Genomic DNA, 21,032 nt, shown 5'->3' with positions numbered 1-21,032 from the left:
CATGTACCCGGGCCGTTACGCCGCCGTCGCCCCGGATCGGCCCGCCGTGCACGAGGCCGCGACCGGCCGGACGCTCACCTATCGGGAGCTCGAGGGCGCGTCCGTCCGGTTCGCGCACTGGCTGCGCGCACACGACGTCGGGAAGGGCGACCACATCGCGGTCGTCACCGTCAACGACGTCACTGCGTTCGAACTATACTGGGGGGCAGTTCGTTCGGGCGTCTACGTCACCTTCGTCAACACGCATCTCGCTCCCGTCGAGGCGGCCTACCTCGTCGACGACTGCGACGCGAAGGTGCTCGTCGTCTCGGCGCCGCTCGCCGATCTCGCCGAGGCGATCGTGCCGCTCACCCCGAAGGTGACGCACCGTGTCGCCTTCGACGAGAACACCGTCTACCTGTCGCCGGCACCGATCTACCACGCCGCGCTCTTGCGGTACGGCGTGTCGACGCAGGCGCTCGGTGGCCCGGGCACACTCGGCCTGGCGCGCATCTGCGACGAGAACGGCAATCGGCTACCCACCGGCGAGATCGGCACCGTCTACTTCGAGCGGGACGACTTCTCGTTCGAGTACCACAAGGATCCGGACAAGACGGCGTCCACCAGGCACCCTTTCGAGAAGAACTGGTTCACCACAGGCGACGTCGGATATCTCGACGAGGACGACTATCTGTTCCTCACCGGAAGGGACAAGTTCACGATCATCTCGGGCGGGGTGAACATCTACCCGCAGGAGATCGAGAACGTCCTCGCGCTGCACCCGTCGATCGCGGATGTCGCGGTGGTCGGCGTGCCGGATGCGGACCGCGGTGAACGTGTCGAAGCGTTCGTGCAGCTCGTCCCCGAGGCAGAGGGATCCGACGACGCCGAGGACGACATCATCGGGTTCTGCCGGGAGCGCCTCTCGCGTTTCAAGTGCCCCCGGCACGTGCGGTTCGTCGACGAACTGCCGCGCACGCCGACGGGCAAGATGGTCAGGGGCAGGCTCGGCGAGCTGATCGCGCAGTACGCCGATACCGGAGCGTTGTCGTGAGAGTGCTGTCGCCGAAGCAGCGCGTCTTCATCGAGGCGGGCCGGAAAGAGTTCGTGCGCAACGGATACGGCTCGTCGTCGATCCGGACCATCGCGCAGGAGGCAGGCGTGAGCCTGTCCGCCCTGTACTACCACTACAAGAACAAACAGGATCTGCTGCTGGCGATCCTGCTCGACGGCGTCGACACCTACGACGCGGTCTGTGACGCCGAACTCGCCCGCGTCGGCGACGATCCGGTCGAGCAGATCCGCGCGTTCGTCAAGGGGAACGTCATCTTCCGCACGCAGTTCCCCGAGCAGGGACGCATGATCGCGACGGAGGTGCGCAATCTCGAACCCGAGGGTGCGCTGCTGTACGAGGAAGGCCGGCGTGCCGGCCGAAGGCGGATCCGCGACATCATCGATCGCGGTGTCGCACAAGGTGTCTTCACCACGAAGTATCCCGACGACTGCCGCCGATCGATTTTGGCGATGGTCTCGGCGATCGCCAACTGGTACGACCCCGAGGGCCCGGACGGTCCGGACGAGATCGCGGAACGCTACGCGGACCTGTCGCTGGCGCTGTTGTGTCCCACCATCACCGGTGGAGAAGGAGATCAACGATGAGTGCACGACTCGTGCCGAGGGCGGGTACCCCCGACCCGGCACTGACGGAACTCCGTGCCGAGGTACGGGCGTTCCTGAAGGAACAGATCGACGCGGGCGTGTTCACCCCAGGCATCGACACCTGGCTGACGCGATGGAACCCCGAGTTCACGCGCGCACTCGCCGCTCGCGGTTGGGTCGGCATGACGATCCCCGTCGAGTACGGCGGACACGGACGAACCTTCATGGAGCGCTTCGTCGTCACCGAGGAGCTGCTCGCGGTGGGCGCGCCGGTCGCCGCCCAGTGGGTCGCCGACCGCCAGGCCGCACCGTCGCTGCTGAAGTACGGCACCGAAGAGCAGAAGCAGCGGTTCCTGCCGGGCATCGCGGCCGGTGAGATCTGCTGGGCCATCGGAATGTCCGAGCCCGACTCCGGATCCGACCTCGCGAGCGTCAAGACGAAGGCCACGCAGGTGGACGGTGGGTGGCGGATCTCCGGCACCAAGTTGTGGACGTCCGGGGCGCACCACGCCGACGCCTTCTTCGGCCTCGCGCGGTCCGCCCCGCTCGATCCCGCGCACCGCCACGACGGGCTGAGCCAGTTCATCGTGCTGCTCGACTCCCCGGGCGTGACCATCCGCCCGATCCTGTCGATGTCCGGCGACCACCACTTCAACGAGGTGCTGCTCGACGACGTCTTCGTCCCGGACGACCTGGTGCTCGGACAGATCGGCGCCGGCTGGGAACAGGTGACGAGCGAGCTCGGTTACGAGCGCAGCGGTCCCGAACGTTTCCTGTCGACCTTCGGGGTGCTCGAATCCCTCGTACACGGTGTGGCCGACGGCAGCGTCGAAGCGGACACCCGCATCGGAGCGACCATCGGGCGCATCGCGGGTCTGCACCGCATGTCCACCGCGGTCTCCGAGTCCCTCGAACGTGGCGAGAACGCCGAACTCGCGGCGTCGGTAGTGAAGGTGCTCGGCACGAAGACCGAAGGGGACCTGGCGGATCTCGCCGACGAGGTCGCGGGATACACCGCGGCCGACGCACATCTGGCCGAGCTCGTCCGGGCAGGAGTCATGCAACGACCGGGCTTCACACTGCGCGGCGGCACGAGCGAGATCCTCCGCGGGGTCATCGCACGAGGATTGGGGATGAGATGAGCGGGCAGGACGCACTGCAGTCGACGGAACTGCGCGACTTCGCACAGATGTTGTCCGAGGTGTTCACCTCGGGCGACGACCACCGCATCGGTGACGTCGTCGAACTCGATCGTGCCCTGTGGAGCACCCTCACCGAGCTCGGCCTCGATCGGCTCACCGGTTCGGAGGACAGTGGTGGAAGCGGCGCGGGATGGCTCGAAGCCGCCCTGCTGCTCGAAGCTGCCGGCAGTGCTGCTGCTGCCGTGCCGGTGGCCGAGAACGATCTGCTCGCGGGTTGGCTCCTCGAGCAGGCAGGCCTCGAGGCGGTGCCGGCCGTGCGTACCGCCGCGGTGCTCGACGCCGACGGCCGCGCACGCCACGTGCCGTGGGCCCGGTTCGCGGACTCGATCGTCGTGTTGTGGGAGTCACCGCAGGGATGGCAGGTCGCCGAGGTCGCTCGCGGCGATGTCGAGATCGTCGAGGCCGTGAACCTGGCGGCGGAGCCCCGCGACCACGTGTGCGTCGACCTGTCGGCACTGTCGGGACGTGACGTTCCGGCGGGCACCGCCGACGAGTTCCGTTACCGGGGCGCGCTCGTCCGTGCGCTGGCCACCGCGGGTGCGATGGATCGGGTTCTCGAGCTCGTCGTCGATCACACCACTGCCCGCGTGCAGTTCGGTCGTCCGCTGGCCAAGTTCCAGGCGGTGCAGGCGCTCGTCGCCGACATCGCCACCGAGGCCTCGCTCGTGCACGCCGCCGCGGATGGTGCGGTCGATGCCGTTCTCGCCGGTGGTTTCGATGACGCGTCGACCCGCTTCGCGATCGCGGCGGCCGCGTCGTGTGCCGGACATGCGGCGTCGGTCGTCGCCCGCAACGCGCATCAGGCGCTCGGTGCGATCGGCTTCACGATGGAACACGAGCTGCATCGGCACGCCAACCGGATCCTGTCGTGGCGCAGCGAATTCGGCACGGTCGCGTCGTGGGATTCCGAACTGCTCGCCGCGGCCGGTGAAGCCGGGGACGTGTGGGCGTTGATCACGGGTGGCCCGGCACGCTGACGAGCACGAGACATGTCGGTGCATGCTTCAACGCGGTCTTATCGATGTCGTTCACAGGGGCGAGGACTGCACACCACGCGTCCCGGGATCTTCGAACCAGTAGCAGTGACAGTTCACGCCACCGGGGATCTCCCCGGCATCTCCGCAGCGTGGGACGGGGGCGAACCACTGCTGGTACCGGCCGGATTCGGATCGGATTTCGCCCGCGCAGCACCGACCCGTCGACGCAGAGCAAGGGTGACCGTCACGGCTTGCCAGAAGAGAATGCCGACCAGAATCGACAGGGCGAACGCCAACCAGGGATGGTCCTCTCGCAGCGGCAGATACACCTGGAAGTGCGTCAGGTAGATGTAGAGCGACGCGCTCGCCAGCACCCCTGCGATCCGGCTCAGCACAGGTGGGCAGGGAACGGACTCGAGCCACACCAGCAGGCCCAGCCCACCGATGACGAGAAGTTCTCGCTGGAGATCGCCCGAGAAGTATCCGGGCACCGTGGCTGCGATCACCGCCGTGACGATCATTCGGTGCCACACGGTCGTCGACGTAGCGGCAGCCCAGCCCAGGGCGAACAACCAGAAGACCATCGACGCGCTCAGAATCAGATTGTTGCCGTCCCCGAGCTCGATCACGCGGTAGCGGGGGAGCAGACCCACACCCACCAAGGCCATCGCGAACCAGAACGAGTGCCTGCGCTCAACACGGTCGATGAGCGGGATGGACAACACCGCGATGACTACGAGCAGGATGTACACGATCGCTTCGATGAACCAGTACCGCCATTCGGGCGTCCACCCGTCGGGGCCGAGAATGCCGTTGAGCAACAACGCACTGGTCACGAGATAGTCCCCGGTCAGTGCGATCACGACGCCGAGCCACACCATGCTGGGTACGGCAATTCGGGCGACGCTGCCCAGGACATGTCGCACCCGTTCGGTACGGGGAGTGGCGAGATGAAAGCGTGCGAAGTTGTATCCGGCGACCCCCAGCAGCACATGCGCGCCGCCGAGAACCCCGAACAACCGGATGTGCGAACCGACGATCAGCACGATCGCAACAGCGCGGAGCAGCACGTTGGTCTCGACCGCCCGCCACCATCGTCGCCGGGGCGTAGGCACGAAATCCTTGATCGCGGTGGTGTGCCAGTTCTGGGGTAGATAGCCGAGCATGCGCTCGAGCCGCAGAGACATCTGCACATAGGACAGCGAGTCGCCGCCCAGGCTCACGAACGAGCTGTCGTCGGTGACCTGTCCACTGTGCAGCACCTCGGCATACAGGGTCCGCAGGGCGGCCGTGTCCACGACGGTGCTCTCTGCCTCGGGTGAATCGGGCGTCGCGTGGTGCACGAGCTCGGCCACTGCCCGAAGGTCGGGTTTGCCCGTGCCGGTCCGCGGAAGCTCGTCGACGAGACACACACGCACGGCCGCGACGGGAAGACCACAGGCCCGTGCGCTCGCGGACCGGATCGCCTCGAGATCGCTCGCACCCTCGACCGCCACGATCATGTCGTCCGTCCCGCCGACACAGCATGCCGTCAGTCCCTGTTCGGCGAGGGTCGACTCGACCTGCTGCAGGTCGATCCGTAGCCCGAAGATCTTGACGAAACGGCTGCGTCGGCCCACCACCTCGTACACGCCGCCGTCGATCTGCCGCGCGAGGTCGCCGGTCCGCAGTTCACCCTCGAGGACGTCCCCGAGACCCAGATCCTCGGGCGTGTGCGCGTAGCCGAGCATCACGTTCGGCCCCGTGTAGATCAGTTCACCGGTGCCGTCCGGAGCGTCCGGTATCGGCTCGAGCCGGAAGGATCCACCGGGAACAGCTCGTCCGATCGACTGCGGATAGTCGGAGGCGAGTTCCGGAGGCAGGTACGCCATCCGTGCGGTCGCCTCCGTCTGCCCGTACATGACGAAGAAATCCCAGCCCCGCTCACGGCCCGACTGCGTATAGGCGCGGACCCGATCCGGTGAGAGTCGACCGCCGGCCTGGGTGATGTAGCGCAGGTCGGGTAGGTCCAGTTCGTCGAATCCGAACCGATCGAGCAGATCGAACGTGTAGGGCACGCCGGCGAAGCTGGTGCCGCGGTGGTCTCGGAACAGCTCCCAGAACGCCGGGTCGGTCACCGAGCGGCTCGTGAGGATCACTGCGGCTCCGCGCAGTAGGTGGCTGTGGATGACAGAGAGCCCGTAACAGTAATGCATCGGCAGCGTCGTCACTGCCCGGTCGGTACTACGGATGTCGAGGTACTCCGCGATCGACTCTGCATTGGACTGCACGTTGCGATGGGACAGGCGGACGAGTTTCGGGGAGCCCGTCGAGCCGGAGGTGCTCAGCAGCAGCGCCAGGTCGGGGTGCAGTACATGCGCAGAACCGTCACCCCGTTCCTCGATCGTCACGGTCCCGTCGATACTGCGCACCACCACGTCGGGTCGGTATGCGGCGATCAGGCCTTCGAAGGCTGCGGGGTGGTCGCCCGGCGCCAGCAGAACCGGATGTCCGGCGAGTAGGGCTGCAAGGTAGACGACAAGAACATCGATCTCGTTGGCACCTGCGATCAACACCAGTCGGCGGGTGTTGCCCAGCCGGGCAGTTGCCCGATGGACTCGGTCGGCCAGGTCGCTGTAGGTGACGGTTTCCTGCTGGGTGATCAAGGCTGGGGCGTCACCGAAGTCTTCCAGATGGAGGACGAAACGCACGCGACGATGTTCCTTGCGGAAGAACGGGCTGAGCACCGATAGAGTGTAAGGGCTGCCAAACCTGACAACCGAGGGCTTGAATTGGCCTTTACCACCACCTTATGGGGTTCGCCCCCCCACACACACATGTCGCCGCGGTCGTGGGTGGATCCGATGCTGCAGTCGTGTCCGAGGTGTTGCGACGCGCGCACGTGGCGGGCGCACTGCTACAGCAGTCGGTTGCACGCCGGCCGGACGCCGTCACGCGCCCCTTGCTGTGATCAGGCAGCGGGTGCTGTGCCCGCGTCGCAGGGTGCGGCATCGGCTGTGACGTCGAGGTCGGGAGCGAGGATGTCGAGCAGCATGCGCACCTGGCGTGTGGGTGCGACGACGTGGAAACGGCCGGGCCGGATGTGAACGGCATCGGCGAGCATCGAGGCGACCTCGGAGTACATGAAGGTCACCTCGGACAGGTCGACGACGACGTGGTCGCCCGAGAGTGCGAGGTCGCCGAGAGTGGAGGCGAACTCCGCTCGGGCGGTCATGTCGAGATCTCCCTTCGCCCGCAGGACGCTGCAGCGACGGGAGGGCGAGTGGACGTCGAGACGGTAGCGCGGTGCTCGGGCGACCGTCTCTGCACCGACTCGTGAGAGTGCGCCGCTGTGGGTGACGATCCTGCGGGTGGTGCTCGTACGTGTGCTCATTGCGGTCTCCTGTCGGCGTGGATTTCGTGCCGTCCGGTGCGGGCTGGATCATGAGCAGACGGTCGGCCTGCTGGGGTCGTGGTGAGAACGTCGGGGTCCGGTGAGAACTCGCCTCGGGCTTGCACAGAGCCTGTCCGACGGATGTCGCTTCGCCACCACCCGTTCCATAACGGAACGATAACGAAACATCACGGTTCTGTAACGTAGGCGTTCGGAGCTGCGAAAATATCCTATGTTCCTGGCTCCGTCGGCCCGAGCGGACGATCGGTGGCCGGAGATGGGATGCTGGATCCATGAGCGCTGTTCCTGCCGACGCTGCCGCCGACGCGGAGGCCGCGTTCGGCGGCCTCGTCGTGGAGACGGAGCTCGCCCCCATCCATCGGCTCGGCAGCGGTGCGCTGTCCGCCGTCGAACTGCAACTGCGTGGTCCGGGAGGATCATCGTTGCACGATGCGACCGCTCTGAGCGAGGCCGCCCGGGCGATGCATCAGAAGTCGGAACTGGACCGGATCAAGTGGCGCAGGGCCGGACGGCAAGCCGAGTCGGCGGTTCCGCATCTGGTGACCGTCGATCTCGATTCGCTCGACGAACTCGGCGCGCTCGGGGATCGAGGGGGCCCGACCACGGTCGCTCTCATCACCGAGCAGGCGCTGATCGCCGCCCCTGCCAGGACGCTGCGCACCATTGCGGCGGCGCGCACCGCCGGCATGCTCGTCGCGGTGGACGGTGTGGGAGCGCGTGCTCAGGCCCTCGCGCTGCTGCCGCTCGTCGAACCGGATGTGATCATCACGTCGCCGGCCCTGATCGCGCGTGCGGCCGACGCCTCGACGGCGAGGATTGCCCACGCCGTCGCCGCGTACATCGAATCCAGCAGCGCGGTCGTCATCGCGCAGGGCGTCGATTCGGAACTGCATCGCCGCCGCGCTCTGGGATTGGCCGCCGAATACGGAATGGGCGCGCTGTATCCGACAGTCGGATCGACCGGGGATGCCGCGCAAGCGGATTCGGATGTCGAACCGATATCGCTGCGTCCGCGACGGGCCGTTCCCGGCGGCCCCGAACTCACTCCCTTCGCTCTGGCGTCCGAAGGACGCAGACGCACAAGTAGTTTCAAGCGACTTCTGGTGTCGATGAGCAAGCTGCTCGAGACCAACGCGGTGGGAGCCGGACCGGAGACGATCGTGCTCGGCACCTTCCAGCGCGCCGAGCACTTCACCCCGACCTCCCGGGTTCGATGGGCGCAGCTCGCCGAGCAGGTCGCCTACACCGGGGTCTACGGCGTCGGAATCGATCCCTACGTCGACTCCGCGGTACACCACGCGCCGTTGGACCCGAACGATCCGATCGTCGACGAATGGAACGTCGTCGTCCTCGGTCCGCACTTCGCGTGCGTACTCGCCGCGCTCGACATGCACACCGACGCAGCGGATCTCGACCGAGAGTTCCGCTACGTGCTGTCCTACGACCGCGGCACCGTGATCCGGTGCGCCCACAGCATCCTGGCGCGTTTCGAGGGGTGACCCGAGGGAGAGCGGCTCAGGACGAGGGTGGGACCTCCAAGGGGACCGGTCGGGGACGGGACAGGGTCGCGCGCGCCGCGCGGGCGACGGCCTCCCGGTCGTAGGAGACGACGTACTCGAACTCCCGCTCGCCGCCGGCCGTTCGACGGTGCAGGTCGAGGGCAGAGAGCGCGCACGCGAACGACTCTCCCAGGAGGATGACGTTCCACTCGTCGACGAGGGGATCGTGCGGCTCGATCGGGACGAGGTCCGGGCCCGAGGTGCTCGTGCCGAACCCGACCGCGAAGACCGCGACGTGCGCGAGGGTGTCGGCCATCGACAGCCATCGTCTGCGTGCGGCCCCGGTGAAGTGGTCGTGGTGCTGGAAGGTGCCGAGGGCGATCGTGTCGGGTCCGGCCTCCCCGGCTCGCGCCTCGAGGTCGGCGCTCATGGACACGAGCAGACCCTTGCCGCTCCGCACGCGTTCCCGACCGGCAGACAGGATGCGGAAGGGCGCGGCGGTCGCGTCGTCGAGCGGCGCACTCCAGGTGGGTTCACGGAACAACCCGCCGCGCGGCGACGAAGGGCCGGCTTCACCCTCCGCAACGTGTAGTGCTGTACCGCAACCGAAATCGATACCGTGGGCGAGGGCCGCCTCGCGATGAAGGTCGGAGTCGACGCCCTCGGCGAGAACGACGGAGTTCGTGCGCTCGCAGTGGGCCCGCAACGACAGCAGGGTAGTGGCGGCCCGCAGGTCGGATGCGACGAGCGCCTCGGCCGGTACGACGACCACCTCCGGCTCGACCAGAGCCAGGACGACCGTGGCGCGGGACGCCGATTCCGCGATGCGTACCGCCACGGCGAATCCGCGCTCGCGCACAGCGGCGATCCGGTGCAGGACCGTCGGGGGATCGGCGAACACCTCGTGCTCGTCGACCAGTGCGACGGCATCGCGTCCGGCCACCGGCCTGTGCGCGAGGTCGGTCAACGGCATCACAGCCGCGACGACCGTGCCGTCCACAAGGTCGTGGATCGTGCTCGCGTGCATGACGTGCCGCCTTCCCGCATCACGCGGCGGTCCGTCCGCCGAGCATCACGCCGGACGCGCGCAGGCTCGCAGGATCCGGGGCGTCGTCCGTTGCGGACATCCTGCCAGCCGACACGTCGGTCACGTCGACGGGATCACCGCAGATACAGGCGGACCTTGTCGATCTCGTTGCGCAGCAGGTCGATCTCCTCGGCGGTGGGATCCTCGGTCAGCGTCAGCTCGTCGGAGACCTTCAGATCCCAGCCGGTGGCGGCGCGGACCTGGTCGACGGTGACACCGCGGTGGATGCTGGTCAGTTCGAGTTCGTCGAAGGAATCTTGCCGCGACAGCACGCCCAGACTGGTGAACACCTTCGTCACCCCGCGGCCGCGGGGCATGATGCCGACGCCCGCCTCACGGGCGCGCACCGGGCTCGGGGTCGTGCAGAAGTCCAGTTCGGCGGGGAAGGCACTCGGATCGTGGCGTCGCATGATCACGAACACCTCGCCGGCGTTGGGCATGATCTCAACGGCTCCGCCGCCGCCGGGCAGGCGCACGGTGGGCTTGTCCCAGTCGCCGATGATGCTGGTGTTGAGGCTGCCGTCGCGGTCGATCTGCGCCGCCCCGAGGAACCCGACGTCGACGTTGCCGCCTTGGAGCACGTACCCGAACAGCGACGCCATGGACACCACGGATTCGGCGCCGGAGACCACGACGGAGTCGGCGATGCCCTCGGCCATCGCCTCGGGGTGCGCACCGCAGACCCCGGATTCGTAGATCAGCTCGACGTCGGGGTTCGACGTGCGGGCGGCGAGGTCGACGGCGAGGGTGGGCAGACCCACCCCGGCGAAGACCCGGGCCTTGCCGGCCAGGGCCCGCGCGGCGACGGAGACGATCAGTTCGGTGGTGGAGAAGGTTTCGGTGGTGGTCACTTTCGGCTCCCGTAGTCGACGGTCCCGGAGGGGCGCGGCGCGACCTCGAGGTCGGCCCAGTACTCTTCGCCCAGTTTCTCGAGGTATTCGGCGTGATCGGCGGTGGTGAGGACCCATTCCTTCAACCAGGTGCGCAGTTGCTGGGGGTCCTTGCTGATCGCGGTCCATCGGCGGTAGAACGCGCAGTCGCGGTCGTAGTAACCCTGCGCGTAGGAGGGGTGCGCTCCGCGCGGGCTCAGCACCACCGCGTCCACCGCGTGCGAAGGGACGAGGGTGCGGCTGGGATCGGAGCGGATCACGTCGTCGTCGACGATCTCTTCGACCACCACGATGGCCTTCTTCGCAGCGTAGACCGCTTCCTGCTGCACACCGGCGATGCCCCAGATCTGGACGTTGCCGGAGCGGTCGGCGCGCTGCGCGTGGATGATCGTCACGTCCGGGTTCAGCGGAGGCACAACGTAGACGCTGCCGCCGCTGAAGGGATCCTCGACGAGCCGGATGTTCGGGTTGATCCTCGGCAGGTCGCTGCCGGCATACGAGCGCAGCGGGAAGAAGGGCAGCCCGGCCGCGCCGGCCTGATAGCGGCAGACCATGCCGTAGTGGCTGTACTCCTCGACCTCGAGTGCGACGGGGTCGTGGCTCTCGATGCGCCGGCGGATCTCGTACAGCGACCCGGCCGAGCCGCTGGCGAAAAACGAGGCGACGAGCTTCGACACGCAGTCGGCGGCGATGAGCTGATCGGAGATGATGTCGGGGGTCATGCGGCACAACGTCAGGTCGCGCCTGCCCTGCCGGATGATCTCGTGCGCCGCGGCGAACGGGATGAGGTGCGAGAAACCCTCGAGGGCAACGGTCATGCCGTCCTCGACATAGGTGGCGATCGCCTCGCGCAGGGTCATGAGTTTGTCCGGCATACCCGGTCGTCCTCCGTGTGGTCGGTAATTCGGTGTCGGATATCAGGCGCCCGCAGGCGCAATAATCGACGGGTGGAGATCCAGCAGGTGAAGGCGTTCCTGGCGGTGGCGGAGGAACTGCATTTCGGTCGCGCGGCGCAACGGCTGCACATGGCCCAGCCGCCGCTCAGCCGCACGATCCGCAGGCTCGAGAAAGAACTCGGAGCCGAACTCTTCGAACGCAACACCCGCAGCGTGCGGTTGACGGAGAGCGGTCGCGCGCTCGTGGAGCCGGCCCGGAACATCCTCGACGCCTGCCGGCTCGCCGAGATGGCGGTGACCGCCGCGGGGTCGGGTCAGACCGGCAGGGTCCGTATCGGTTTCGCCGGTTCGTCCTCGCACTATCTCGTGGGCCGGTGGGCGAAGCTCGTGCGGCGCACTCATCCCGGTATCGAATTCGTGCTCGACAGTTCGGCGTACGCGAGCGAGGCGCTCAACAAGCTGGCCGCGGGCAAGCTCGACATCGGCATCGTGCGCCTGTTGTTCTTCCCACCGGGGATCGCGTCGCGCGTCGTGGCCCGAGAGAACCTCGTCGTGGCGCTGCCCAAGGAGCACCCGCTCGCCGACCGTGAGCAGGTCCGGCTCGAGGACCTCGCGCACGAGGCGTGGGTGATGCTGCCCGCCGAACCCGGATCGATGCTGCGCGAGCTGTTGCTCCGTATCGCCCACGATGTCGGATTCACGCCCAGAATCGTTCAGAGCGCCCCGGATTCGCTGTCGCTGATCGCCCTGGTCTCGGCCGGGGTGGGATGTTCGATGACGGTCTCGTCGGTCGCGGCGAACGTCATCAACCCCGAGGTCGTGTTCGTTCCTCTCGCAGATCATCCCGAGCCGCTCGACGTGCGGCTCGTGTGGCGGGAGGACGACGACAGTGCCGCGCTGCGGGAGGTTCTCCGCCTCTCCGAGGAAGCGCTGCCGACTCCGGATTGACCGGGGCCGGCCGGCGACTGCGCCGGCCGGCCCCGAGTGCGAGCGATCCGTCCTAGGCATGGACGCGATCTCGTGGGGTGTCGTCGGTTCCCGGAGTACGGCGGTCGTGCTCGGCCGCCTCCGACTGCTCGAGGGCGAGTTCGTCGGCGTCGGACTTCTCGGCGACCGAGGGTGCCTTCGGGTCGTATCCGGTGCGCTCGAGCAGTGCCAGGGTGCACACGAGGGAAACCGCTGCGTAGCAGGCCGCCGCGATGGCCACGCCGGTGACGTCACCGGACGAGTTGAGCAGGTACTGGGCGAGAACCGGGGTGCCACCACCGACGATCAGCGAGCACAGCTGGTAGGCGAGCGACAGGCCCGAGTACCGGATGTTTGCAGGGAAGGCGCGGGCCAGGATGCCGGCGATCGCGCCGTAGAACATCGAGTGCGGAATTGTCGCGAGGCACATACCGATCACGGCGACCGCGAAGGTCTCGGTGCGGATCGCGAAGAACATCGCCGGCATGAGGAACAGCTCCGGGACGATCATCAGGAGCATGGCCCTGCGCATGTCGATTTTCGACACCAGCACGGCACCGAACGGCTGCACGATGAACTGCACGACGAGGGCGATGGCGATGATCGCGAGGAAGGTGCCGCGCTCGTAACCGAGTTCGCTCGTCGCCCACGACAGCGCGAAGGTGTTCTTGAAATAGGTCACCTGGGCGAGGGGCAGTGCACCGGCGCCGAGCAGGACCAGGACCCAGTGCTTGCGCAGCACTTCCTTGATCGGGAGCTTGACGGTCTTCTTGCGTGCCAGAACGGCTTTCATCGCGTCCGATTCCTCGAGCTCGAGGCGGATCACCATGCCTATGACGACCAGCACGCCCGACAGCAGGAACGGGATGCGCCAGCCCCACATCATGAACTGCGGGGTGGGCAGCGCTGCGAGGAAGAAGAAGGCCATCGTCGACAGCAGGTTGCCGGCGGGCGAACCCTGCTGCGCGAACGCCGAATACAGGATTCCCTTGCCCTTCGGGGCGTTCTCGCTGGCGATGAGGACGGCGCCGCCCCATTCGCCGCCGACCGCGACGCCCTGCACGATGCGCAGGAAGACCAGCAGGACCGGCGCCCACATTCCGATCTGCGCGTAGGTGGGGAGCAAACCGATGCCCACCGTCGCGATGCCCATCATGACGAGCGTGATGACGAGGGTGTTCTTGCGTCCGAGGCGGTCTCCGAGATGGCCGAAGATGACGCCACCGAGTGGGCGGGCAAGGAAGCCGGCCCAGAGGGTGACGAACGCGAGGAGGGTCGCGACACCGCTCGAGAGTTCGTCCGAGAAGAAGACCTGGCCGAACACCAGCGCGGCGGCCGTGCCGTAGATGTAGAAGTCGTACCACTCGATGGTGGTGCCGATGAAGGAGGCGATACCGGCCTTGCGGGCCTTCCTCGCGATCTCCTGATCGGTGGGTGTGGACGAACTCATGCGCCCTCCGTCTGCTACGCCCCCGGACGAAGCGGGTGGAATGTGGTCTGCGTCTCAACAGAGAGTGGCAGGGCTCGGATTTCCAGTCCAATACCCAATAGGACTCGAATCGATACCGCAGAGGTATTACTGAGGAGTCCGTGTTCGTCCTGGTAGACATGCAGCGACGCCGGATGGGGGAACCGCGAACGCGAAAGGACATCAGGTGACGAGCGACCGAACCGATCGGACCGAGGTGGAGGTTTCCGCCGGCCTGCCGCTGGAGGGCATCACTGTGGTGAGCCTCGAACAGGCGGTCGCCGCGCCCCTCGCGACGCGCCATCTCGCAGACCTCGGAGCCCGTGTCGTCAAGGTCGAACGCGTCGGCGACGGCGACTTCGCGCGCGCCTACGACGGTGCCGTGCACGGCCTGGCCGCACACTTCGTCTGGCTCAACCGCGGCAAGGAATCGTTCGCGGTGGATCTCAAGGCTCCCGAGGGCATCGATGCGGTGAAGGCGCTGATCCGCGGTGCGGACGTCTTCTTGCAGAATCTCGCTCCCGGCGCGGTGGAGCGTCTCGGACTCGGTGCCGACGACCTGCGTGCCGACCACCCGGAACTGGTGGTGGTCAACATGTCCGGTTACGGCACCGACGGACCGATGCGCGACCGCAAGGCCTACGACATGCTCGTGCAGTCCGAGACCGGCCTGTGCTCGATCACCGGCACGCCCGAGACTGCGGTGAAGACGGGCATCCCCACCTCGGACATCGCCGCGGGCATGTATGCGCTCACCTCCATCCAGGCGGCGCTGTTGCGCCGGCACCGCACGGGCGTCGGCGCGACGATCGACGTGTCGATGTTCGACGCGACCGCCGAATGGCTCGGTTATCCGATGTACCTGCAGATGTATCAGGGGCGGCAGGTGCCGCGGATGGGTTTGTCGCACACGTCGATCGCGCCGTACGACAAATACCCCACCTCGGACGGCGAGATCCTCATCGGCGTGCAGAACGACCGGGGCTGGCGCACGCTCACCGATGTGCTCGGCATGCCCGAACTGGGCGATGATCCGCGCTACGCCACCAATCTCGAGCGGGTGCGTCGCCGCGAGGACGTCGATGCGCTGGTCGGGCAGGCCACCAAGCAATTCACCAGTGCGGAGCTCGACGGCAAGCTCGCCGACGCCGGTGTGCCGGCGGCGCAGCTGCGGGATCTGCGCGGGCTCATCGAGCACCCCCAGCTCTCGACGCGCGATCGCTGGCGTGAGGTGCAGACCGAGGCGGGGACGGTGCGTGGCATCCTGCCGCCGATGAACTTCCGCGACGTCGAACTGCCGATGGGCGCGGTGCCGGGGCTCGGTCAGCACACCGACACGGTGCTCGCCGCTCTCGGGCTCACCGACGAGCAGATCGCGGGCCTGAAGAAGGCCGGCATCGTCGGCTGATCCGCCCTGTCTCGTCCGCTCATCAAATGTGCGGCCATAGCGTCCGGTGCTTATAGGTATCCGAAGCGACTGGCATCGTCGATTCTGATGGATCCGCGCTGCTCAAGGATTGACGATCCCCGCCGGGTACCGAAAAATGGCCGTACAAACACTCGTTCGACGAGTGCGGGTCCGCGATGACCCGATGGGCAAGGAGGCGGCGATGTACGGATCCGGCGACCGTGACTGGGTGGTCGCGGCGCGGTGCCGCGGGGTGGACACGTCGATGTTCTTCCCTCAGCCCGAGGACGGCCGTGGTGCGGTGCTCCGGGCCGAGCGGCAGGCGAAGGAGGTCTGTCGCTCCTGTCCGGTGATCGACGCGTGCCGAGTGCACGCCGTGCGCACCGGAGAGACGCACGGCGTGTGGGGCGGCATGAACTACGCCGAACGGCGAGCGTTCGAACGTGCGATGAAACTCGGTCGCCTCCAGTCGGTCTGACGCTGTCAGCCGACATTGGTGACGGGGATCAGACCACCGGTGACGGAGGCGCCCGCATCGGAGATCAGGAACTCGATGACCTTCGCGATGTCGGCCGGCTTCGACCAGCGGCTCGTGTCGGCGTCGGGCATCGCGGCGCGGTTGGCCGGGGTGTCGATGACGACGGGCAGCAGCGCGTTGACGCGGATGTGGTCGTCGCGGTACTCGAGCGCCATCGTCTCGACCAGCGCCGACACCGCAGCCTTGGAAGCGATGTAGGGGGCGCCGCCCGGGAAGGGGTTGAGCGTCGCGGCGGTGGAGATGCAGACGATCGATCCACCGCCGCGGCGGATCAGGTGGGGCAGCGCCGCCTGGCTGACGGAATAGGCGGTGCGCAGGTTGAGATCGAGCTGGGAGTCGAGGACCTCGATCGGAGTCTCGTGCACCCGAGGTCCGGAGGTGAAGCCGCCGACAAGATTGACGACGCCGAAGAGGGGAGCGTCGGGGTCGTCGCACGCCAGGTTCAGGGCGTCCTCGAGCTGTTGCTCGTCGGAGACGTCGGCCTGGACGAGTTGGAGGTTCGGATGCGTGCCCACGCGCTCGAGCTCGTCACGGACCAGCCACGGCACCACGACCCGCCATCCGGTGTCGAGGAGATGTTTCGTCACGGCGCTGCCGAGGCCGCCGGTGCCACCACTGACCAATACGGTGCGAGCCATCTGCCGGTATCCCTTTCGAGCGAGCCGTCTGCCGTGCTCCAACCGTACGTCGGTGCGCGAGAGGAACGATACCGCAGATCGGAAATGATGTTCTTTTCTGGTGGGTGGGACGGACGGCCCCTGAGCTGCAGTGACGGGTGGATGTGCTGCCCGCTGAACGACTTCGTACGAAGATCATGACGAACAAACGACGCAAAGTGGAAGGACGGTCGATGACCGACATCGAGGCAGAATTCGTTCACATCGGAGGTCTGCGCGCCTATCTGGCCAGGCCGCTCGGCGGTGCCACCGGAGGAATGCTGCTGCTGCTGCCCATGATCACCGGCATCGACGCCCAGGTCCGCGAGTACGCGCACGACATCGCCGGAACCGGTGTGACCGCGCTCGTCTGGGATCCCTGGCACGGACCGAGCGCCGACGACACCTCGCGCGAGGAACTCGTGGAGTTGATGCGGGGCCTCGACGACGAGAAGTGCCTCGCGGAGATGGCGACCCTGCTCGACCATGCCTTCGGTGAGCTGCGCCTGGAGAAGGTCGGCGTGATCGGATGGTGCCTCGGCGGACGCCTCGCCCTGATCCTCGGCGCCCGCGACACGCGGGTCGCGAACGTCGTGGCCTACCACCCGTCGATCGCGGTGCCGCCCGCCCCGAACCACACGATCGACGCCGTCGAACAGGCAGGTCGCGTCGCTGCACCCGTCATGGTGCTGCACGCCGGCGCCGACACGATCATGAGCGCCGAGACCTTCGCGAACCTGCAGGCGACGCTGCAACAGCGCGAGACCGGCGCGACCATCACCCACGTCTACCCGGGCGCCGAACACGGTTTCTCCTCCCGCGACCGGCACGGCAATCCCGTCAACGCCGACGCCTACGCTGTGTCGTGGCCCCAGGCGTTGAGCTTCATCGGCGACACCGTCCGCTCCTGACGCGTTCGCTAGAAAGTTGGCTTTCCGCTGCGGTGATTGCCGGCAATTGCTGTAGCAGAAAGCCGGTCTTGTAGCGGATGAGCAGAATTTTTCGGGAGAAACGGTTGCACATGCGCACGTGAGGGCCACGATGGAGCGCATGGCGTCGAGCGCGAAACTCGAACAGGTCGTCATCCGCATCGCCGGCGACTCCGGCGACGGCATGCAACTCGCCGGTGACAGGTTCACCGCCGAGGCGGCGGCCTTCGGCAACGACCTTGCCACACAACCCAACTTCCCCGCCGAGATCCGCGCACCTCAGGGCACTCTTCCCGGGGTCTCGAGCTTCCAGATCCAGATCGCCGACCACGACATCCTCACCGCCGGCGACCGGCCCGACGTGCTGGTCGCGATGAACCCGGCGGCCTTCAAGGCCAACGTCGGCGACCTGCCCCGAGGCGGCACCGTCATCGTGAACAGCGACGAGTTCACCAAACGGAACCTGAGCAAAGCGGGCTACGACGCCGATCCGCTCGGTACCGACGCCGTGCAGCATCTGACCGTCCACGCCCTGCCGATGAGCACCCTCACCGCCGGAGCCGTCGAACCCGCCGGTGTGGGCAAGAAGGACGCGCAGCGCTCGAAGAACATGTTCGCGCTCGGTCTCCTGTCGTGGATGTACGGGCGGCCGATCGCGCCGGTCGAGACGTTCCTCGAGCGCAAGTTCACGTCAAAACCCGACATCGCGCACGCGAACGTCCTCGCCCTGCGCGCCGGCTGGAACTACGGGGAGACCACCGAGACGTTCGCCACGACCTACGAGGTGGCCCGCGCGTCGCTGCCACCCGGCACGTACCGGCAGATCACCGGCAACACCGCCCTCGCCTACGGTCTCCTCGCGGCGGGTCGCGCGGCGGGGATGGACGTCTTCCTCGGCACCTACCCGATCACGCCGGCCTCCGACATCCTCCACGAACTGAGCAGACTCGGACGCTTCGGAGTGCACACCTTCCAAGCCGAGGACGAGATCGCGGGTATCGGCGCCGCGATCGGCGCGTCCTACGGTGGCGCGCTCGGGGTCACGAGCACGTCGGGTCCGGGAATCGCCCTGCAATCCGAGGCCATCGGTCTGGCGGTGATGACCGAACTGCCGCTGATCGTCGTCGACGTCCAGCGTGGTGGACCGTCCACGGGCCTTCCGACGAAGACCGAACAGGCCGACCTGATGCAGGCGATGTTCGGCCGCAACGGCGAATCGCCCGTCGCGATCGTCGCTCCGCAGTCACCCGCCGACTGCTTCGACGCCGCACTCGAAGCCGCGCGCATCGCCATCACCTACCGCACCCCGGTCATGCTGTTGTCCGACGGTGCGATCGCCAACGGATCCGAACCGTGGCGGATCCCCGACATCGACGACCTGCCCCGCATCGATCCGCGCTTCGCCGCGTCGCCGGGTGACGACGATCCCGGCTACCTGCCCTACGCCCGCCACGCCGACACCCTCGCGCGCGACTGGGCGATACCCGGCACCGCAGGTCGCGAGCATCGGATCGGCGGACTCGAGAAGGCCGACGGCACCGGCGACATCTCGTACCACCACACCAACCACGAGCTGATGACCCGACTGCGGGTCGCGCGGGTGGCCGGCATCGACGTCCCGGATCTCGACGTCGACGACCCCACCGGCGACGCCGAGGTGCTCGTGCTCGGCTGGGGTTCGTCGTACGGGCCGATCGGGGAGGCCGTGCGTCGCGCCCGGCGAGCGGGGCATGTCGTCGCCCGCGCGCACCTCCGGCACCTGGCGCCGATGCCGAAGAATCTCGGCGACGTGCTCGGCCGCTACCGGCGCGTGCTGGTCCCGGAGATGAACCTCGGTCAGCTGTCCTTCCTGCTGCGGTCGCGGTTCGATGCCGACATCCAGCCGGTGACGAAGGTATCCGGCATGGCGTTCCGCGCCGACGAACTCCACGACGCCATCGAAGCCGAGTTCGCCGGAACACTCGCCGACACCGAACGATCCCGGACGCCGGCCGCGGTCGCCTCGTCGACGAAACTCGACCCGACAGCAGAGAGGGCACGAGCATGACCGGACTCCTCGGCCACGATCTCGGACTCCGCCCGCACACCGACGCACTCGACGGTGTGCCCCGGACGGACGACCCGCAGAAGGCGAAGGACTTCACGTCCGACCAGGAAGTGCGGTGGTGTCCGGGTTGCGGCGACTACGTCATCCTCGCGACGGTCCGCAGCCTGCTGCCCGAATTGGGTGTCCGGCGTGAGAATCTCGTGTTCGTCTCCGGTATCGGATGCTCGTCGCGCTTCCCCTACTATCTCGACACCTACGGTGTGCACTCGATCCACGGACGCGCCCCGACACTCGCGACCGGTCTGGCGGTGACGCGTCCGGATCTGTCGGTGTGGGTCGTGACCGGCGACGGCGACGCCCTGTCGATCGGCGGCAACCATCTCGTCCACGCCCTGCGTCGCAACGTGAACATGCGGATCCTGTTGTTCAACAACCGGATCTACGGCCTGACCAAGGGGCAGTACTCGCCGACCTCGGAGGTCGGCAAGGTCACCAAGTCCTCACCCGGTGGGTCGGTCGACGCGCCGTTCAACACCCTGTCGCTCGCGCTCGGCGCCGAGGCGTCCTTCGTCGCACGTGCTCTCGACTCCGATCGCGCCGGACTGACGGAGGTCCTGCGCGCGGCGGCACACCATCGCGGTGCGGCCTTCGTCGAGATCCTGCAGGACTGCCCGATCTTCAACGACGGCTCGTTCGACGTGTTGCGCAAGGACGAAGCGCTGTCGCACCTGATCCCGCTGCGGCACGGCGAACCGATCATCTTCGGCGTCGACGACGAGCGGTGCGTCGTCCGAAAGGGTTTCGGTCTGCGGGTGGCGCAACGCTCCGAGGTGGACGCCGCCGACATCGTCGTGCACGACGCGCACACCGACGACCCCGAATACGCGTACGCGCTGTCGCGGCTGTCGGACCAGGACCTTCGTTACGTCGTCACGGGGATCGTGCGGCAGGTCGGGCGGACGACCTACGACGACGCGGAGCGCGCTCGGGTGCGGACCGCGCGGGAGTCCGGCACCGCCGACCTGCAGCAGTTGCTGCGGGGCGACAACACGTGGACCGTGCCCTGATGCCCGTAGCCGCTACCGTCCTGGCTATTCGCCGCCGCAATTGCTGTGGCGGATGGTCGAAGTCGTTGCGGATCGGGCATGTGTGAACAATTTGTTGACAACAACTTGCTCACGCGCCGTCCTGGGATCATGTCCGAGGAAGGTTTCACCCCACCCGATCCGCGTCGCGAACGCGCCCATCGTGAGTACGCGGGGCTGTTCCGGATCGCCGAACGGCACGGCAGCACTCCCGAACAACGGGCCAGGCAGTCGCACCCCGAGATGCTCGACCCGCTCGGCGCCATCCGTCTCGTCAAACGAGTCGACGCATAACGACGAAACCGACATTGTTCGCGATTTCCCAAACGATTTCGCGCACAACGTCGGTTTC

At 67.3% G+C, this 21,032-nt stretch carries 19 protein-coding genes; 12 read left to right on the top strand and 7 right to left on the bottom strand.

Annotation, left to right across the window (positions count from 1 at the left end):
- Position 1: 1 nt before the first annotated feature.
- Genes QR64_RS09845 through QR64_RS09830 form a run of 4 tightly spaced genes read left to right on the top strand, consistent with a single transcriptional unit; the run spans position 2 to position 3,817 of the window.
- On the top strand, positions 2-1,033 hold the full coding sequence (locus tag QR64_RS09845) for an AMP-binding enzyme (protein ID WP_039585040.1): 1,032 nt from the start codon (positions 2-4) through the stop codon (positions 1,031-1,033).
- On the top strand, positions 1,030-1,638 hold the full coding sequence (locus tag QR64_RS09840) for a TetR/AcrR family transcriptional regulator (protein WP_231781561.1): 609 nt from the start codon (positions 1,030-1,032) through the stop codon (positions 1,636-1,638). The genes QR64_RS09845 and QR64_RS09840 overlap by 4 nt, the downstream gene beginning before the upstream one ends.
- Entirely contained in the window at positions 1,635-2,780 is a 1,146-nt protein-coding gene (locus QR64_RS09835; protein ID WP_006553729.1) for an acyl-CoA dehydrogenase family protein, read from the top strand. The genes QR64_RS09840 and QR64_RS09835 overlap by 4 nt, the downstream gene beginning before the upstream one ends.
- Positions 2,777-3,817, top strand: a complete 1,041-nt coding sequence (locus QR64_RS09830; protein ID WP_019290827.1) for an acyl-CoA dehydrogenase family protein — start codon at positions 2,777-2,779, stop codon at positions 3,815-3,817. The genes QR64_RS09835 and QR64_RS09830 overlap by 4 nt, the downstream gene beginning before the upstream one ends.
- 113 nt (positions 3,818-3,930) lie before the next feature.
- Here QR64_RS09830 and QR64_RS09825 read toward each other — a convergent pair whose 3' ends face one another.
- Positions 3,931-6,543 carry an AMP-binding protein gene (locus tag QR64_RS09825; protein ID WP_374214086.1) on the bottom strand — a complete coding sequence of 871 codons (2,613 nt, stop codon included), beginning with the start codon at positions 6,541-6,543 and terminating at the stop codon, positions 3,931-3,933.
- Between the two features lie 224 nt (positions 6,544-6,767).
- Entirely contained in the window at positions 6,768-7,190 is a 423-nt protein-coding gene (locus tag QR64_RS09820; protein ID WP_052227261.1) for an STAS domain-containing protein, read from the bottom strand.
- A gap of 293 nt (positions 7,191-7,483) precedes the next feature.
- Between QR64_RS09820 and QR64_RS09815 the strand changes: the two genes are divergently transcribed.
- On the top strand, positions 7,484-8,710 hold the full coding sequence (locus tag QR64_RS09815) for an EAL domain-containing protein (protein ID WP_006553725.1): 1,227 nt from the start codon (positions 7,484-7,486) through the stop codon (positions 8,708-8,710).
- 16 nt (positions 8,711-8,726) lie between these two features.
- On the opposite strand, the gene QR64_RS09810 is transcribed toward QR64_RS09815, so the two are convergent.
- The 3 genes from QR64_RS09810 to QR64_RS09800 all read right to left on the bottom strand — a co-directional run bounded on the left by QR64_RS09810 (position 8,727) and on the right by QR64_RS09800 (position 11,562).
- On the bottom strand, positions 8,727-9,737 hold the full coding sequence (locus QR64_RS09810) for a DICT sensory domain-containing protein (RefSeq protein WP_006553724.1): 1,011 nt from the start codon (positions 9,735-9,737) through the stop codon (positions 8,727-8,729).
- Positions 9,738-9,871: 134 nt separating this feature from the next.
- Positions 9,872-10,648: a 3-oxoadipate--succinyl-CoA transferase subunit B gene (locus QR64_RS09805; RefSeq protein ID WP_006553723.1), complete on the bottom strand. Its 777-nt coding sequence runs from the start codon at positions 10,646-10,648 to the stop codon at positions 9,872-9,874.
- Positions 10,645-11,562: a CoA transferase subunit A gene (locus tag QR64_RS09800; RefSeq protein WP_039585039.1), complete on the bottom strand. Its 918-nt coding sequence runs from the start codon at positions 11,560-11,562 to the stop codon at positions 10,645-10,647. The genes QR64_RS09805 and QR64_RS09800 overlap by 4 nt, the downstream gene beginning before the upstream one ends.
- 72 nt (positions 11,563-11,634) lie before the next feature.
- On the opposite strand from QR64_RS09800, the gene QR64_RS09795 reads away from it, so the two are divergent.
- Positions 11,635-12,531 (top strand): LysR family transcriptional regulator, encoded by an 897-nt coding sequence (locus QR64_RS09795; protein ID WP_024102093.1) that lies wholly within the window; start codon positions 11,635-11,637, stop codon positions 12,529-12,531.
- A gap of 52 nt (positions 12,532-12,583) precedes the next feature.
- Here QR64_RS09795 and QR64_RS09790 read toward each other — a convergent pair whose 3' ends face one another.
- Positions 12,584-13,999: an MFS transporter gene (locus tag QR64_RS09790; RefSeq protein ID WP_039585038.1), complete on the bottom strand. Its 1,416-nt coding sequence runs from the start codon at positions 13,997-13,999 to the stop codon at positions 12,584-12,586.
- A gap of 205 nt (positions 14,000-14,204) precedes the next feature.
- Here QR64_RS09790 and QR64_RS09785 point away from each other — a divergent pair, with 205 nt between their 5' ends.
- Together QR64_RS09785 and QR64_RS09780 are read left to right on the top strand one after the other, a co-directional pair.
- Positions 14,205-15,425 carry a CaiB/BaiF CoA transferase family protein gene (locus tag QR64_RS09785; protein WP_019290835.1) on the top strand — a complete coding sequence of 407 codons (1,221 nt, stop codon included), beginning with the start codon at positions 14,205-14,207 and terminating at the stop codon, positions 15,423-15,425.
- 163 nt (positions 15,426-15,588) lie between these two features.
- A complete protein-coding gene (locus QR64_RS09780; RefSeq protein ID WP_371683083.1) occupies positions 15,589-15,903 on the top strand; it encodes a WhiB family transcriptional regulator in 315 nt (104 codons plus the stop codon).
- Between the two features lie 5 nt (positions 15,904-15,908).
- Here the strand turns inward: QR64_RS09780 and QR64_RS09775 are convergent, their stop codons facing one another.
- On the bottom strand, positions 15,909-16,601 hold the full coding sequence (locus tag QR64_RS09775; protein WP_039585036.1) for an SDR family NAD(P)-dependent oxidoreductase: 693 nt from the start codon (positions 16,599-16,601) through the stop codon (positions 15,909-15,911).
- 212 nt (positions 16,602-16,813) lie between these two features.
- On the opposite strand from QR64_RS09775, the gene QR64_RS09770 reads away from it, so the two are divergent.
- The 4 genes from QR64_RS09770 (at position 16,814) to QR64_RS09755 (ending at position 20,974) form a co-directional block, all read left to right on the top strand.
- Positions 16,814-17,530, top strand: coding sequence for a dienelactone hydrolase family protein (locus QR64_RS09770; protein ID WP_039585092.1), 717 nt, complete (start codon positions 16,814-16,816; stop codon positions 17,528-17,530).
- A gap of 130 nt (positions 17,531-17,660) precedes the next feature.
- Entirely contained in the window at positions 17,661-19,595 is a 1,935-nt protein-coding gene (locus QR64_RS09765; protein ID WP_039585035.1) for a 2-oxoacid:acceptor oxidoreductase subunit alpha, read from the top strand.
- Entirely contained in the window at positions 19,592-20,662 is a 1,071-nt protein-coding gene (locus tag QR64_RS09760) for a 2-oxoacid:ferredoxin oxidoreductase subunit beta (protein WP_039585034.1), read from the top strand. Before QR64_RS09765 ends, QR64_RS09760 begins: the two co-directional genes overlap by 4 nt.
- Before the next feature lie 129 nt (positions 20,663-20,791).
- Positions 20,792-20,974, top strand: coding sequence for a hypothetical protein (locus QR64_RS09755; RefSeq protein ID WP_019290838.1), 183 nt, complete (start codon positions 20,792-20,794; stop codon positions 20,972-20,974).
- The last annotated feature ends 58 nt before the right edge of the window (positions 20,975-21,032 follow it).

The sequence above is a fragment of the Rhodococcus sp. Chr-9 genome (assembly GCF_000801125.1).
Taxonomy (GTDB): Bacteria; Actinomycetota; Actinomycetes; order Mycobacteriales; family Mycobacteriaceae; genus Rhodococcus; species Rhodococcus pyridinivorans.
Note: the sequence above shows the minus strand (reverse complement) of the source record. Positions and strands in the feature narration are given on the sequence as shown.

Coding starts and splice junctions, on each gene's coding strand:
- QR64_RS09845 (WP_039585040.1), top strand. CDS start 2: ATGTACCCGGGCCGTTACGCCGCCGTCGCCCCGGATCGGCCCGCCGTG.
- QR64_RS09835 (WP_006553729.1), top strand. CDS start 1,635: ATGAGTGCACGACTCGTGCCGAGGGCGGGTACCCCCGACCCGGCACTG.
- QR64_RS09830 (WP_019290827.1), top strand. CDS start 2,777: ATGAGCGGGCAGGACGCACTGCAGTCGACGGAACTGCGCGACTTCGCA.
- QR64_RS09820 (WP_052227261.1), bottom strand. CDS start 7,190: ATGAGCACACGTACGAGCACCACCCGCAGGATCGTCACCCACAGCGGC.
- QR64_RS09815 (WP_006553725.1), top strand. CDS start 7,484: ATGAGCGCTGTTCCTGCCGACGCTGCCGCCGACGCGGAGGCCGCGTTC.
- QR64_RS09810 (WP_006553724.1), bottom strand. CDS start 9,737: ATGCACGCGAGCACGATCCACGACCTTGTGGACGGCACGGTCGTCGCG.
- QR64_RS09800 (WP_039585039.1), bottom strand. CDS start 11,562: ATGCCGGACAAACTCATGACCCTGCGCGAGGCGATCGCCACCTATGTC.
- QR64_RS09790 (WP_039585038.1), bottom strand. CDS start 13,999: ATGAGTTCGTCCACACCCACCGATCAGGAGATCGCGAGGAAGGCCCGC.
- QR64_RS09775 (WP_039585036.1), bottom strand. CDS start 16,601: ATGGCTCGCACCGTATTGGTCAGTGGTGGCACCGGCGGCCTCGGCAGC.
- QR64_RS09770 (WP_039585092.1), top strand. CDS start 16,814: ATGACCGACATCGAGGCAGAATTCGTTCACATCGGAGGTCTGCGCGCC.
- QR64_RS09765 (WP_039585035.1), top strand. CDS start 17,661: ATGGAGCGCATGGCGTCGAGCGCGAAACTCGAACAGGTCGTCATCCGC.
- QR64_RS09760 (WP_039585034.1), top strand. CDS start 19,592: ATGACCGGACTCCTCGGCCACGATCTCGGACTCCGCCCGCACACCGAC.
- QR64_RS09755 (WP_019290838.1), top strand. CDS start 20,792: ATGTCCGAGGAAGGTTTCACCCCACCCGATCCGCGTCGCGAACGCGCC.